Origin of the sequence: Ruegeria sp. HKCCA5929 (assembly GCF_013034525.1) — a bacterium.
Taxonomy (GTDB): Bacteria; Pseudomonadota; Alphaproteobacteria; order Rhodobacterales; family Rhodobacteraceae; genus Ruegeria.
The window spans coordinates 785,007-798,650 of the sequence record NZ_WQGE01000001.1 but is presented as its reverse complement, the minus strand read 5'-3'; the positions used below and the strand labels follow the sequence as shown (position 1 = coordinate 798,650).

15 protein-coding genes are annotated in these 13,644 nt (G+C 58.2%); 8 read left to right on the top strand and 7 right to left on the bottom strand.

Features of this window, described 5'->3' with window-relative positions; genetic code table 11:
• The 4 genes from GOV90_RS03995 to GOV90_RS03980 form a co-directional block, all read right to left on the bottom strand.
• The gene (locus GOV90_RS03995) at positions 1 to 171 is read right to left on the bottom strand and encodes a hypothetical protein (RefSeq protein ID WP_171090573.1); all 171 of its coding nucleotides are present in this window, start codon (positions 169 to 171) and stop codon (positions 1 to 3) included.
• A gap of 7 nt (positions 172 to 178) precedes the next feature.
• The gene (locus GOV90_RS03990; protein ID WP_171090571.1) at positions 179 to 1,555 is read right to left on the bottom strand and encodes a DUF2927 domain-containing protein; all 1,377 of its coding nucleotides are present in this window, start codon (positions 1,553 to 1,555) and stop codon (positions 179 to 181) included.
• Positions 1,552 to 2,001, bottom strand: coding sequence for an N-acetyltransferase family protein (locus GOV90_RS03985; RefSeq protein WP_371732475.1), 450 nt, complete (start codon positions 1,999 to 2,001; stop codon positions 1,552 to 1,554). Before GOV90_RS03985 ends, GOV90_RS03990 begins: the two co-directional genes overlap by 4 nt.
• Positions 2,002 to 2,102: 101 nt before the next feature.
• A complete protein-coding gene (locus GOV90_RS03980; protein ID WP_171090569.1) occupies positions 2,103 to 2,948 on the bottom strand; it encodes a MoxR family ATPase in 846 nt (281 codons plus the stop codon).
• Positions 2,949 to 3,330: 382 nt separating this feature from the next.
• Here GOV90_RS03980 and dksA point away from each other — a divergent pair, with 382 nt between their 5' ends.
• Positions 3,331 to 3,753, top strand: a complete 423-nt coding sequence (gene dksA, locus GOV90_RS03975; RefSeq protein WP_171091193.1) for an RNA polymerase-binding protein DksA — start codon at positions 3,331 to 3,333, stop codon at positions 3,751 to 3,753.
• A 71-nt stretch (positions 3,754 to 3,824) separates the two neighbouring features.
• Positions 3,825 to 4,976 carry an FAD-dependent monooxygenase gene (locus GOV90_RS03970; RefSeq protein WP_171090568.1) on the top strand — a complete coding sequence of 384 codons (1,152 nt, stop codon included), beginning with the start codon at positions 3,825 to 3,827 and terminating at the stop codon, positions 4,974 to 4,976.
• Positions 4,977 to 4,980: 4 nt separating this feature from the next.
• Here the strand turns inward: GOV90_RS03970 and xth are convergent, their stop codons facing one another.
• Positions 4,981 to 5,760, bottom strand: a complete 780-nt coding sequence (gene xth / locus GOV90_RS03965; protein WP_171090566.1) for an exodeoxyribonuclease III — start codon at positions 5,758 to 5,760, stop codon at positions 4,981 to 4,983.
• Between the two features lie 280 nt (positions 5,761 to 6,040).
• A complete protein-coding gene (locus GOV90_RS03960) occupies positions 6,041 to 6,364 on the bottom strand; it encodes an iron-sulfur cluster assembly accessory protein (protein WP_171090564.1) in 324 nt (107 codons plus the stop codon).
• A gap of 76 nt (positions 6,365 to 6,440) precedes the next feature.
• Here GOV90_RS03960 and GOV90_RS03955 point away from each other — a divergent pair, with 76 nt between their 5' ends.
• The gene (locus tag GOV90_RS03955) at positions 6,441 to 7,580 is read left to right on the top strand and encodes a deoxyguanosinetriphosphate triphosphohydrolase (RefSeq protein WP_171090562.1); all 1,140 of its coding nucleotides are present in this window, start codon (positions 6,441 to 6,443) and stop codon (positions 7,578 to 7,580) included.
• On the opposite strand, the gene GOV90_RS03950 is transcribed toward GOV90_RS03955, so the two are convergent.
• A complete protein-coding gene (locus GOV90_RS03950; RefSeq protein ID WP_171090560.1) occupies positions 7,581 to 8,132 on the bottom strand; it encodes a hypothetical protein in 552 nt (183 codons plus the stop codon).
• Positions 8,133 to 8,263: 131 nt separating this feature from the next.
• Between GOV90_RS03950 and argS the strand changes: the two genes are divergently transcribed.
• The 5 genes from argS (at position 8,264) to scpB (ending at position 13,584) form a co-directional block, all read left to right on the top strand.
• Positions 8,264 to 10,009, top strand: a complete 1,746-nt coding sequence (gene argS, locus GOV90_RS03945; RefSeq protein ID WP_171090558.1) for an arginine--tRNA ligase — start codon at positions 8,264 to 8,266, stop codon at positions 10,007 to 10,009.
• An 88-nt stretch (positions 10,010 to 10,097) separates the two neighbouring features.
• The gene (locus tag GOV90_RS03940; protein WP_171090556.1) at positions 10,098 to 11,153 is read left to right on the top strand and encodes an SPOR domain-containing protein; all 1,056 of its coding nucleotides are present in this window, start codon (positions 10,098 to 10,100) and stop codon (positions 11,151 to 11,153) included.
• A complete protein-coding gene (gene nagZ, locus GOV90_RS03935) occupies positions 11,150 to 12,157 on the top strand; it encodes a beta-N-acetylhexosaminidase (protein ID WP_171090554.1) in 1,008 nt (335 codons plus the stop codon). Before GOV90_RS03940 ends, nagZ begins: the two co-directional genes overlap by 4 nt.
• Positions 12,147 to 12,941 (top strand): ScpA family protein, encoded by a 795-nt coding sequence (locus tag GOV90_RS03930; protein ID WP_171090552.1) that lies wholly within the window; start codon positions 12,147 to 12,149, stop codon positions 12,939 to 12,941. Before nagZ ends, GOV90_RS03930 begins: the two co-directional genes overlap by 11 nt.
• A complete protein-coding gene (scpB, locus tag GOV90_RS03925) occupies positions 12,934 to 13,584 on the top strand; it encodes an SMC-Scp complex subunit ScpB (RefSeq protein ID WP_171090549.1) in 651 nt (216 codons plus the stop codon). The genes GOV90_RS03930 and scpB overlap by 8 nt, the downstream gene beginning before the upstream one ends.
• Positions 13,585 to 13,644: the final 60 nt, after the last annotated feature.

Genomic DNA, 13,644 nt, shown 5'->3' with positions numbered 1-13,644 from the left:
CTATACCACCAAGCGGACCAGAACGAGCGATATTATTAACCCGACCAGCGCAAACGCGATCCCGTAGCCTGCCGCATATTGCGCCATGTCGGCCCCGTTGCCATTGCGTTTCTTCGCGGTCAAAGCGCCCAGGATTGCCCCCAGGATCGCCATTCCCAAAACTACCACCATATGCGTTTCACCCGTCTGTCGTGCTGCTGGAACTCCGCTGGCCTGCACTTTCAATCAAAGATTGGGCCACCAGTTCCGAGCCGAACCCGTATCGCGCCCAACCAATGCTGTCCAGCCTGACCGAACGGGCCTGTTGAAGCTGTCCGGACTGTTTCAAAGCTTCGGACTTCAATAGAAGCAAAGTAGCTAAAATCGAGGCGTTTTCGGCGCGGGTCATCACGTCAATGGCGTTGTTCAGTTCAGGCAAGACGCGGGGCCCCTGGTTTTGAGCCAAAGCAAATGCAGCGGTCTGAGTGGTCACATAGGCCTGGTGAACTTCGGTTCCAGGCGTTGCCTTCAGAAACTGCTGAGCAATCTGGAACTGGCGCAGCGCTTCGTTCGGATTTCGGAACTGCTCCATCCGACCCATCAGGTAGTGGGGGTAAGCGCGGCGGTGGTCCGTCCATCCCAGTCGCTGACCGATGCTTGCTGCTTTTCTGGCTGCACGCATCTGCCGGGGCGAACCGGGCCCAGGCCCCAGCGATTTCTGGATGGCGTCGATCCATTCACGTGGAGTTTCGGTTGCAGGTTGCGCAGCCAGCCGATTGCCGCGCGGATTCAGGCGGCTCAGTACCCCGGGGATCACGGCGGCAACTTCTTCGCGGCTCATGCCCGTGCGCAGTTCGGGCGCATAAGCGGCACGCAGGATCAACATGTCAAACCCGGTCAGAACGGTGTGGATGTTGTCGTCGTTGAACACAGAATCCGGCAGGTGATAGAGGTCATTCAACGGCCCAAGGGCCTGGGCCAGCTCTTCATGCAGGCAGTCCCGTATTTCTTGTGGGCTGACATCATAAGGGATGAAAATGCCAAGCCGTTCGCGTTGGCGCAGTTCGGTCCAACTGCTTTTCGCCTTGCGGCGGTCACGGCGGTATTCGTCCAGGCTTGAGGCATTCGGAACCACGAAACAGGCTGCATTGGGCAGAATGCGCAGGATGTCTTCCTGGCTGACTGCCTCGATTGTGATATTGGCCTGACCCTCGCGGATCTGCCGGATATTGATCCCGGCTTCGCGTTTCAGGCGGTTCAGCAGCCGTGTCAGATCCTGCTGCATGCTGGCGGTGGGTGAACCTGTCAGCCTTACTGTGACCGGTGTTTCAAACCGGGTGAACACCGGCAGCGCAGCCCCGCTTTCCAACGCGAAATGCAATGCCACAAAGTCTTCGGTGATGTTCTTGTTGGATCGGGCAGGCGGCCAGGGCCGCGAAGCGCCAAAGGTCTTGGTCGGAGGCAAAGTCGCCTCAACCGAGCGAACCTCGTCTGACACTGGAATCGTCTGAATGGTTTCTACAGTTGTACAGCCCGCCGCAAACAACGCCAGAACAAGAGCGGACCAACGCCTCATGTGCGGGAATACTTGATAAATGGCGTGACCGTTCCAATGCGGTCATAGAGCTGGCGCGCGGTTTTGTTGAACTCCTGTGTCAGCCAATAGACAGACGGGGCACCTTGCCGGTCAGCCTCGTCATACACCGCCTGGATCAACGCACGGCCCACGCCTGTTCCACGGGCTTCGGGGCGGGCGAACAGGTCTTGCAGATAGCAGACCTTTTCCACTTTCCATGCGTGGCTGTGAAACAGGTAATGCGTCAACCCGACCAGATTGCCATCCTGCTCGGCGACAAAACATGAAAAATCCTGCGGATCATCACCCAACAGTCTTGAGAATGTCGTCTCGTACACCTCTGCGGGCAGCGTGGTTTCATAGAACGCTAGATAGTCCCGCCACATGTCAGCCCACTGATCCTTGTCTTCGGCTTGAAGTGGGCGGATTTTCAATGTGTTCGCCAAGCGATCTGTCCAATTCTGTGAGGTTGAGCTTGTCACTTTCGCGATGCTGACAGCCGGGGTGCAGCAACGCAAGCCAAGATCACCAAATGTTCAGGTTTCAGCTACCGTTTGCCGCGTGCCATGAAGGCAAGGCGTTCGAACAAATGCACATCCTGCTCATTTTTAAGCAACGCTCCGTGCAATTTGGGCAGGGCGCTGGCCCCGTCGCGCTTGAGGTCTTCGGCGCTGAGGTCTTCGGCCAGCAACAGCTTCAGCCAGTCCAGAACTTCTGAGGTTGAAGGTTTTTTCTTCAAACCCTGTGTCTCACGGATTTCATAAAACTGGGTGAGCGCCGTGGTCAAAAGCGCGTCTTTGATGCCGGGGTGGTGCACTTCGACAATACGGCGCATCGTGGCCTCATCGGGGAAGCGGATATAGTGAAAGAAGCAGCGGCGCAGAAAGGCGTCGGGCAGCTCTTTTTCGTTGTTCGAGGTAATGATGACGATGGGGCGGTTCTTAGCGCGGATCGTTTCTCCGGTCTCATAGACATGGAACTCCATCTTATCGAGTTCCTGCAAAAGATCGTTGGGAAACTCGATATCCGCCTTGTCGATCTCATCGATCAGCAGAACAACCTTTTCATCGGCGTCGAATGCCTGCCACAACTTACCCTTGCGGATATAGTTTGACACGTCATGCACGCGCTCTTCACCCAACTGACTGTCGCGTAGTCGGCTGACCGCATCATATTCATACAGCCCCTGCTGCGCGCGGGTGGTGGATTTCACGTTCCACTCGATCATCCGTACGCCCAACGCGCCGGCCACCTGTTTGGCCAACTCAGTCTTGCCAGTGCCGGGTTCCCCTTTGACCAGCAGAGGGCGTTCGAGTGTGACGGCTGCGTTCACGGCAATGGTCAGATCGTCTGTGGCGACATATTCGGCTGTACCTTGAAAACGTGCTGTCATGGGCCTCTCATGTGGTTGTGCGACGTGGTCGGGCAAACTGTGTTTTCCGGGTTACAGAGCGGCAAGGTTTTTGACAACCCGCGTCCCTGCGTCGAACAACGGGATTTTTACTGCATCTCCAAGCCCTTTTGCTTGATTCGCGTGCAGTCGACGTTAAGGCGTTAAGCAAGCCGCCCCAAAAAAGCCTGCTGAATTTCACAGAAAAACAAGGTTTTCTTGATGTTTGTCTCATATTTAGACAAATCCGCTTGGGCGAATGTGGATGCAACGTTTGTGTAGTGACATTCCACGGCCCGTCGGCTAAACGCTGCGCAGAAGGGAGAGCCAAATGTCAGGTGAAACAACCGCGACCGACGTTTCTGGCCATACCGAGGGAGCAAATATGAAGCAGGAAGTTTTTCTGCCGGAGGACTACCGTCCGGCCGAAGATGAACCTTTCATGAATGATCGTCAGCTTGAATATTTTCGGCGCAAGCTGCTGGATTGGAAGACTGAACTATTGGCAGGCAGCCGCGATACGATCGAAGGGCTGCAGGACAACACCCGTAACATTCCGGACGTCGCAGATCGCGCCAGCGAGGAAACTGACCGTGCGCTGGAACTGCGCACACGGGATCGTCAGCGCAAGCTGGTCGCCAAGATCGACTCGGCGCTGCGCCGGATCGATGAAGGTGAATACGGGTATTGCGAAAGGACCGGCGACCCAATCTCGCTGAAACGCCTGGACGCGCGTCCCATTGCCACCATGACGCTTGAGGCACAAGAACGTCACGAGCGCCGCGAAAAGGTCCACCGCGACGATTGATCGCCGGTTTGGGGTTAAAAACTTAAGCGCCGGGGCCTGTGGCTCCGGCGTTTTTGCGTTAAGGCGGGGGCATGAATATCCATGGTTTGAGATTCTGCGTGATTGGTGGCGGCATCGGTGGTCTGGCCACCGCGCTAGCGCTACAAGTCAGGGGCGCACAGGTCACTGTGCTTGAACAGGCTGCCGAACTGACCGAAGTCGGAGCAGGCCTGCAAATCAGCGCCAACGGCATGGCTGTGCTGAGGGCTCTTGGCGTTGCAGAGGGCAGGCCTGCTTTAGGGCAAAAATCGTTTGGCACAGTTCTGCGTGATTATAGGAAAGGGCGGGTGATCAGCCGCGTACCCAGTCCCGCCGCAGGATCAACATATTACTACCACCGCGCTGACCTGCTTGATTTACTGCACAAGGCCGCGTTGCGCGCCGGAGTGGAACTGCGTCTAGGATCACGCGTCACCGAAGTGCGCAAACACCCCGGAGAGGCCGAGATCGTTCTGGAAGGCGGCGAAAGGCTGCGGGCCGAATGTGCCATTGCGGCAGACGGTGGACGCAGCGCGATCCGGCCGATCCTCAACGGGCCCGAAACACCAGCCTTCACCCATCAAGTCGCATGGCGGGCCACGATTCCATGGAACCGTCCCGAGCAGATGCCGCGCGCTGCGCTGACCATGGGGCCCGGACGTCACGTGGTGACGTATCCTTTACGCGACCAAAGCCAGATGAACATCGTAGCGATCGAAGAACGGTCAGACTGGCATGAGGAAGGCTGGCGTCTGGAGGGCGATCCAGTTGATCTGCGTGCACGCTTCGCGGACTTTGGCGGGGAAGTGGGCGATATTTTGGCGCAAGTCCAGAATGTCAACATTTGGGCTTTGTTCCTGCGCCCGGTTGCCGAGAAATGGCAGAACGGTCGCCTTGCCTTGCTGGGGGATGCGGCGCACCCGACGCTGCCCTTCATGGCGCAAGGAGCTTGCTTGGCGCTGGAGGATGCGTGGTGTCTTGCACGCGCCTTCGAGGCCCAGTCGGGTGTCGCACAGGCGATGGCTGCATACGAAAGTGCGCGTAAAGCACGCGCGCGAAAAGTCGTTGCTGCAGCGGGATCAAACGCGCGGAACTTTCATCTCAGAGGCCCGATGCGCCTGGCCGCGCAGGCCGCTTTGATGGCGCTTGGTCCAAGGCTCGTGCAACGATACGAATGGATCTACAGCTACGATCCGACGGCCTGAGGGACTACAGGTCCAAATCAACCCAGACCGGCACGTGATCCGAAGGCTTTTCATGTCCACGGATTTCAAAGTCGATCCGGCAATCGCGCATCAGATCCGCAGCCTGAGGGGTCAACAGGAAATGGTCGATCCGAATGCCGTCATTTCGGTTCCAGGCACCGGCCTGATAATCCCAGAATGAATAATGCCCGGGGCCTTGGGTCGTGGCCCGGAATGCCTCGGTAAACCCAAGGTTCAGGATCTTGCGAAATGCCGCACGGCTTTCGGGGCGGAACAGGGCGTCCTCCCGCCATGCCTCAGGACGTTTGGCATCTTCGGCCTGCGGGATGATATTGTAGTCACCCGCCATCAGGGCTGGCTCTTCACTGTCCAGCAGGTCACGCGCGCGTTGATACAGTCGTTCCATCCACGACAGCTTATAGTCGTATTTCGGGCCGGGCACGGGATTGCCATTGGGCAGGTACAGGCCGCAGAGCCGCAGCGCTTTTTTTCCGACAACAGTGGCTTCGATCCAGCGAGCTTGCTCGTCTTCTTCGTCACCGGGGAGGCCGCGCGAGACATCTTCCAATGGCAGTTTCGACAGGATGGCCACTCCATTGAAACTCTTTTGCCCGTGGGTTTCCACGTTATACCCACGCTCTTCAAACATTTCGCGGGGGAAGTTCTCGTCGATGGATTTGATTTCTTGCAAAAGAACGACGTCAGGTTGCGCGTCATCCAGCCAACGGGGAAGGGCTTCGGCCCGCGCTTTGATGCCGTTGATGTTGAACGTGGCGATTTTCATGCGCGATCCTCCGAAGCCTTTGGCAACCTATCGCTCAGAATGAACCCAGCGGCAAGGTGGTGGGCGGGTTTGCGAGGCTCTGCCTCGCGCTCCGAGGTATTTTTAGCCAGATGAAGAAACGGATCCTTAACCTATTCACTCGATGGTTTTGAGGCGGTACAGGCGGAGGCGCCAATGACCGCGCCAGGTGAAGCTCTCTGATCGTTGGGTCAGAGAGCGGATCCCTGCTTCATCTGGCCAGAAATACCTTGGGGGTGTGGGGGCAAAGCCCCCACCGGGTTCACATCGAAAAAGACGTGCCGCATCCACAGGAAGAGGTTGCGTTAGGATTGTCGATCACAAAACGCGCTCCGATCAGCTCTTGGGTGAAGTCGATGACCGCATTTTCCAAGAAAGGCAGCGAGATCGCATCGACGATGACTTTCTGACCATTGCCTTCAAGGATCAGGTCATCTTCTTTCGGGGTGTCCAGCGCGATTTCGTATTGAAAGCCCGAGCAACCGCCGCCTTCTACTGCAACACGCAGAGCTTGACCCTGATCCGCCGCGCCGATTTCGGCCAGACGTTCAAAAGCGCGTTCAGTGACTGTAGGGGGCAGATTCATGCCGCTCTCCAAAGGTTTATTTCCTTAGCATCCTACAATATATGGAACTCGAGGACAGGCGACAAGGACTAGACCTTTGGTCAGAGCGAGTTTTGCCTCGGATCCGGACCGCGCAAGAGGGCGGCTGGTACCTGAGGAAGAGAGCAGCTTCCGGTCATGCTTTCAACGCGACCGGGACAGGATCATTCATGCCAGCGCATTTCGGCGGCTCAAGCACAAGACACAGGTCTTTGTCGAGCATGAGGGCGACAGCTATCGCACGCGCCTGACCCATTCCATAGAAGTGGCGCAGGTGGCGCGGACCATCGCCGGGGCGTTGGGTCTGAACCCAGAACTCACCGAGGCTGTGGCTTTGGCGCATGATCTGGGGCACACGCCGTTTGGTCATACTGGTGAAGACGCCTTACATGCCTTGATGGAGCCCTATGGTGGCTTTGACCACAACGCGCAGGCCATTCGGATTGTGACGCGGTTAGAGCGTCACTACGCCGAGTTCGACGGCTGCAACCTGACCTGGGAATGTCTAGAAGGGATTGCCAAACATAACGGCCCGGTTGTGGGTGATTTGCCCTGGGCATTGGCCGAATGCAATCATGGCTTTGACCTTGAACTCCACACCCATGCCAGCGCCGAGGCGCAGGTGGCAGCGCTGTCTGACGACATCGCGTACAACAATCATGACTTGCTGGATGGGCTACGGGCAGGGTTGTTCAAAGACGATGATCTACGCGACATGCCCATTGTTGGGCAGTGCTATGCGGAAGTGGACGCAAAATATCCAAACCTTGACCAGTATCGGCGTCGTCACGAAGCGCTGCGGCGTGTGTTTGGCGTTATGGTGTCTGACGTTATCAACACGTCCCGTGACCTGATTGAAAACTCGGGGGCGCAGTCTGTCGAGGATATCCGCCATCTTGGCTATCCGGTCATACAGTTTTCAGACGGGGTTTGGGCGCAACTTCGCGAAATCAGGGCGTTTCTGTTTACCCGGATGTATCGTGCCCCAAGTGTCATGAAGGTCCGGGCCGAAGTCGCAACGATTGTAGAGGACCTGTTCCCCATTTATCTGAATGATCCGAAACAGATGCCTGCGCGATGGCACAATGACATTGAAGCTGCCAAGGATGAGACCGCCTTGGCGCGTATTGTTTCGGACTACATTGCGGGTATGACCGACCGGTTTGCTCTGCAGGATCACGCCCGGCTGACGGGCTGATCACTCTACAGCGATGTAAGCTATGGCCCAGACTTGCTGCCCCGCTTGTTCCGCCGATTGGTCAGCGTCGTCTGTTGGCGGGAATACGATCATCGTGGGGCCGTACCCTCCGATCCCCATGGGTGAACCATCGGCGTGCGTGGCGATAATTGGTTTATGGGTGGTGATGCTGTCCCACGCGATTTCGGCCTGATACCCGTCCAAAGCCATGGGCAGCGCTGATTTACCTTCGGCACCAGCCATGATCATGACTTCGGAAAGAAGGGGGCCTGAGAACGTATAATCTCGTTGATTGCCCGGAGGGCCATATGGGATGGTGATTTCAATCTGTTGCAGCGCATCCAGCATGGCCGCATCAAATCCGGCAGCGCCGTCATGTGTGACTTCGAGGTATCCTATCAAGCCGCCGTCATTCTCACCGCGCGCTGGCAGGTTTGTTTCGCTGACTGCGCCGCCCAGCGTCAGCAACACATGGCCTTGCGGCTGTGGCAGATCGGCCAGAGCGGGAATAGCTGTCGTCAGAAGCAGGGCAAAAGGCAAGGCACGGCGCATATGTGTCTCCGGTCGTTGTGATCAGGCCGAGAGTAGCGAGGTTTACGCTCAAACCAAGCTTAAACATTAGGCGTCCATTGACCTTGCCGCTTTGCGTGTTAAACCGCCCGGCAAGCAAAAGGACATCCGAAATGAACCTGTTTTCCGAGATCCGCGGCCTGGTACTGGACGCACTGACGCAGATGCAGTCCGAAGGCGCTTTGCCCGAGGGGTTGAGCTTTGACAACGTGGCGGTCGAACCCCCGCGTGATGCCGCACATGGTGACATGGCGACCAACGCTGCGATGGTGCTTGCGAAACCGGCCAAGATGAAGCCGCGCGATATCGCTGATGTGCTGGCTGGGAAGCTAGCAGCGGATGACCGGATCACCAGCGCCGAAGTGGCTGGTCCCGGATTCCTCAACCTCCGGCTCGCAGCTTCAGTTTGGCAGGGTGTGCTGGCCGCGGTGTTGGAAACAGGCACCGACTATGGCCGCTCATCCATGGGGCAGGGGCAGAAGGTCAACGTGGAATACGTCTCGGCCAACCCCACCGGCCCGTTGCATGTGGGCCATACGCGTGGGGCGGTGTTCGGCGATGCGCTGGCAAGCCTGTTGGCCTATTCCGGCCATGATGTGACCCGCGAGTACTATATCAACGACGGCGGCGCACAGGTGGATGTGTTGGCGCGGTCCGCCTATGAGCGGTATCGCGAGGCCAATGGTCTGAGCCCCGAGATTGCCGAGGGGCTGTATCCCGGTGACTACCTGATCCCAATTGGTGAGGCGCTGAAAGAGAAGTATGGCGACAGCCTGATCGACAAGCCGGAAAGCGAATGGCTGGAGGATCTGCGCAACTTCGCCACGGACGCGATGATGGACCTGATCCGCGCCGACCTGAAGGCGCTGGGCGTTGAGATGGATGTGTTCTTCTCGGAAAAATCGCTCTATGGCACAGGCCGGATCGAGGCGGCACTTCAGTCGCTGACCGACAAAGGTTTGATCTACGAAGGCGTGCTGGAACCGCCCAAGGGCAAAAAGCCTGAGGATTGGGAGCCGCGCGAGCAGACCCTGTTCAAATCGACCGAGCATGGTGATGACGTGGACCGTCCGGTCAAGAAATCGGATGGCAGCTGGACCTATTTCGCCCCGGATATCGCCTATCACTATGACAAGGTGAGCCGTGGCTTTGACGCGCTGATCGACGTGTTCGGTGCCGACCATGGCGGTTATGTCAAACGGATGAAGGCGGCTGTATCGGCACTGTCCGACGGCAAAGTGCCACTGGATATCAAGCTGACGCAGTTGGTGAAGCTGTGGAAGAATGGTGAGCCATTCAAAATGTCCAAACGGGCGGGGAACTTTGTCACCTTGCGCGATGTGGTCGATCAGGTGGGGCCGGACGTGACCCGTTTCGTGATGCTGACCCGCAAGAACGACGCGCCCTTGGATTTCGATTTTGACAAGGTGTTGGAACAGAGCCGCGAAAACCCCGTGTTCTATGTGCAATACGCTCATGCCCGTGTGATGAGCGTTCTGCGCCGTGCTGCTGAAGCCGGGATTGCCGCAGATGACGCGACCCTCTCCGGTGCTGATCTGAGCAAGAATGATCACGCCTCGGAACTGACCGTTGCCAAGAAGCTGGCCGAATGGCCGCGTCTGGTGGAAATTGCTGCACGCACGAATGAACCGCACCGTGTTGCCTTCTATCTCTATGAACTCGCGGGCGACTTCCATGCGCTGTGGAACAAGGGCAATGACGAAACCCAGTTGCGCTTTATCCAGGATGGCGATGTTGCCACAAGCCAGTCGAAAATCGCATTGGCCCGTGCCGTTTCTGTTGTGATTTCAGCGGGCTTGGGTATTCTTGGCGTTACTCCGGCGCAGGAGATGCGGTAACAAATATCGCCCGAACCGCCGGTACGAGGTAGGCAAGAAATGACCCGCGCGCCTTATTTTCAGGCGCGAAACGGGCAGTGAGGCGGACATGGCGAGTTACGATTACTCGGGGCAGCAAAGCCCCGAGCAGATGCATTACCCGAATCAAGCGTATTCTGAGGATGCGTATGATTACCCCGATGATATGCAAGACTATGACGCACCGCGCGGCACGTATGGGCTGGGCCGGATCGTGAATGTTCTTGGCGCGGTCGCGTCCTTGGCGTTGGTCGCGGGTGTTGGCGTATGGGGCTATCAACTGGTCATGCGGGATGTGAGCGGCGTGCCCGTGGTGCGTGCAGCCGAAGGCCCGATGCGCATCCAACCGGAAAATCCGGGTGGAACCCCTGCGGATCACCAGGGGCTGGCCGTCAATGCCGTTGCCGCTGAAGGTACCGCTGCAGCCCCCGCAGATCGGCTGATCCTTGCGCCACGACCAGTATCTTTGACGGACGAAGACCTGCCCGGCGGCGACCTGAAGCCGACCCCGGCACTGCATGTTGTCGAAGAGCCGATCACCACCCAGGAAGCTGCGCGTCTGCGCCAAAGCGCGGTGGACGCGCTGGTGGCTGAACTGGCGGGTGAGGCGGCCAAGACCCAGCAGGAATTTGAAGACGGGACACAAGTGGCGTCGCTGGCCACGCCCGAGGAAGAACCGGCTATTGATCCCGCCGATTTTGCTGCGGCCTTGCCAGATCCGGCCATTGCCGAGTTGCCGGGGGTCCGCAGGTCATTGCGCCCGGTCAAACGCCCTGCGCGCAGTCAGATATCGCCCAGCGAGGCGTCTGAGGGTGCGATCAATGCAGCCGTTAAGGCTGCGGTTGGGCTGGATGTCGATCCCGACACGCTGGCTAAAGGCACGCGTCTGGCGCAGCTTGGGGCCTATGACAGCACTCAGGTGGCGCAGGCTGAATGGGATCGCCTGAGCGGTCGGTTCGGTGAATATATGGACGGTAAACAGCGCGTTATCCAGAAAACCTCAAGCGGCGGTCGAACCTTTTACCGCCTGCGCGTTCTGGGATTTGAAGACCTGAGCGCCTCGCGCCAGTTCTGCGCTGCGCTGGTGGCGCAAGGGGTTGATTGTATTCCGGTGGCCGTGCGGTGAAATTTGGCGCAACGATCACCGATGCCGAAGGACTGCGTCTGACGCAGGAGGAAAGAGACTTGTTCCGCCAGATGAACCCGTTCGGGTTCATCCTGTTTGCCCGCAACATCGAAAACGCCGATCAGGTCCGCGCCCTGTGCGACGACTTCCGCGAGGCGGTCGGGCGCAATTGCCCGATCACCATTGATCAGGAAGGCGGGCGCGTGCAGCGCTTGCGCGCACCTTTGGCCCGCGAATGGCTACCACCGCTGGATCACGTTACGCGTGCAGGCGATCAGGCCGAGCGGGCGATGTATCTGCGCTATCGCCTGATTGCGGACGAACTGTTCAGCCTGGGTATCGACAGCAACTGCGCCCCCATGGTCGATGTGGCGCGGTCCGATACGCACGAATTTCTCAAGAACCGCTGCTATGCTTCTGATCCTGAACAGATTTCCAAGGTTGGTCGAGCCGTTGCAAAAGGGCACTTGGACGGGGGCGTTCTGCCTGTGGTCAAACACATGCCCGGACATGGCCGTTCCACGCTGGACAGCCACTACGACTTGCCGCATGTCGATCTGTCATTGGACGAGTTGGACAGCAGCGATTTCGCGCCGTTTCGTGCACTGAACGATTTGCCGATGGGGATGACCGCACATCTGGTCTACGATCAGATCGATCCCCAACCAGCCACGATTTCAGCCACCATGATGGGTGTGATCCGCGACAAGATCGGCTTTGATGGGCTGATCATAACCGACGACATCGGGATGAAAGCGCTGAACGGCACTCCGGCCGATGTGTCCCGTCAGGCCATTCAGGCGGGATGTGATGTTGTTCTACACTGTAATGGCAGTTTTGCAGACCGTGCCGCAGTTATGGAAGCCGCCGGAGAGATGATCGATCAGGCACAAGCCCGCGCAGAACGGGCGCTGGCGATGCGCAAACCTCCGCAGCAACTTGACATCCCTGCCGCCGAAGCGGAACTATCTGCCCTAATGGGCGGGCAGGTATATGAACGATAACCTCTTTAGCGAAGACCCTGTCTCGGTCGCGGATCGTCTTGCGGCCGAAGCACTGATCGTTGACGTCGATGGGTTCGAAGGCCCGCTGGATGTGCTGCTGACCCTGTCGCGGACGCAAAAGGTGGATCTGAGGAAAATCTCGGTTCTGGCACTGGCGCAGCAGTATCTGGCTTTTGTCGAAAAGGCCCGTGCGTTGCGGATCGAACTGGCCGCTGACTATTTGGTTATGGCCGCGTGGCTGGCCTTTCTCAAATCCCGGTTGCTGCTACCTCCGGACCCGGATGACGAAGGACCGTCAGGCGAGGAATTGGCGGCGCATTTGGCATTTCAGCTAGAACGCCTTCAGGCCATGCGCGATGCGGCTGCGCGGTTGATGGCACGCGATCAGTTGGGCCGCGATTTCTTCAAGCGCGGGCAGGGCGAAGACATAACCCGTATCCGCACCGTGACCTATTCCGCCACGCTGCTGGACCTGATGCAGGGTTACGCCCGTATCCGCACCCGCGACGAATTCCGCCCCTTTGTGATGGATCGCGACTCGGTCTTCACGATGGAACAAGCGCTGGAACGGATGCGCCCGTTGATTGGCTTTGCCGGAGCGTGGACCGACATGGAGACGTACCTGCCGGAGGGCTGGGACGCCGACCCTGTGCGCCGCAGGTCCGCAACGGCGGCAACTTTTGCGGCCTCGTTAGAGCTGGTGAAAGAAGGATATATGGAGATGAAACAGAGCGAGACCTTCGCTCCGATCCATCTGCGAAAGAGGACCGAGACACGTGACTGACGCCCCTGAAGAAACCGGTACACTGTTCGAAGCACCTCCGCTGGCGGAACAGGAACGCATGGTAGAGGCTGTTCTTTTCGCCAGTTCTGAACCGGTGACAATCGCAGACCTGGAAGCCCGGATGCCCCATGGCAGCGACGCGGCGCAAGCGGTTGAATTGCTTCAGAAACGTTATGAAGGCCGCGGCGTGCGTGTTGTGCGTGTCGGTGAGGCTTGGGCCATCCGCACGGCGCCTGATTTGGGTTTTCTGATGCAGAAGGAAACGGTCGAAACCCGCAAACTCAGCCGCGCCGCGATCGAAACTCTGGCCATCGTGGCTTATCATCAGCCCTGTACACGGGCCGAGATCGAAGAAATCCGCGGAGTTTCCGTTTCGCGCGGAACCATTGATCAGCTCTTGGAGATGGAGTGGATCAAACTGGGCCGTCGCCGTATGACGCCGGGCCGTCCTGTGACCTTTGTGGTTACGCCAGAATTCCTGGATCACTTTGGTCTGGAAAACGCGCGTGACCTGCCTGGCCTGAAAGAACTTAGGGCGGCTGGGCTTCTCGAAAACCGGCCTCCGCCGGGTGCCATTCCACTGGGTGAAGGGCGCGAGGACGAGGCCGACGAAGATCAGACCGAGCTGTTCGAGGAAGAGTGATTGCGCAGCCCTTTTGTTGCCGCATAAAGCGCCTATCTTTAACCCTGAGGACAGGGAGTT

What these genes read in the sequence shown, in the direction of transcription:
- GOV90_RS03995 (WP_171090573.1), bottom strand. Translation starts at nt 171, where the DNA reads ATGGTGGTAGTTTTGGGAATGGCGATCCTGGGGGCAATCCTGGGCGCT.
- GOV90_RS03980 (WP_171090569.1), bottom strand. Translation starts at nt 2,948, where the DNA reads ATGACAGCACGTTTTCAAGGTACAGCCGAATATGTCGCCACAGACGAT.
- GOV90_RS03950 (WP_171090560.1), bottom strand. Translation starts at nt 8,132, where the DNA reads ATGCGCCGTGCCTTGCCTTTTGCCCTGCTTCTGACGACAGCTATTCCC.
- GOV90_RS03940 (WP_171090556.1), top strand. Translation starts at nt 10,098, where the DNA reads ATGGCGAGTTACGATTACTCGGGGCAGCAAAGCCCCGAGCAGATGCAT.
- argS (WP_171090558.1), top strand. Translation starts at nt 8,264, where the DNA reads ATGAACCTGTTTTCCGAGATCCGCGGCCTGGTACTGGACGCACTGACG.
- GOV90_RS03990 (WP_171090571.1), bottom strand. Translation starts at nt 1,555, where the DNA reads ATGAGGCGTTGGTCCGCTCTTGTTCTGGCGTTGTTTGCGGCGGGCTGT.
- GOV90_RS03970 (WP_171090568.1), top strand. Translation starts at nt 3,825, where the DNA reads ATGAATATCCATGGTTTGAGATTCTGCGTGATTGGTGGCGGCATCGGT.
- GOV90_RS03930 (WP_171090552.1), top strand. Translation starts at nt 12,147, where the DNA reads ATGAACGATAACCTCTTTAGCGAAGACCCTGTCTCGGTCGCGGATCGT.
- GOV90_RS03960 (WP_171090564.1), bottom strand. Translation starts at nt 6,364, where the DNA reads ATGAATCTGCCCCCTACAGTCACTGAACGCGCTTTTGAACGTCTGGCC.
- dksA (WP_171091193.1), top strand. Translation starts at nt 3,331, where the DNA reads ATGAAGCAGGAAGTTTTTCTGCCGGAGGACTACCGTCCGGCCGAAGAT.
- xth (WP_171090566.1), bottom strand. Translation starts at nt 5,760, where the DNA reads ATGAAAATCGCCACGTTCAACATCAACGGCATCAAAGCGCGGGCCGAA.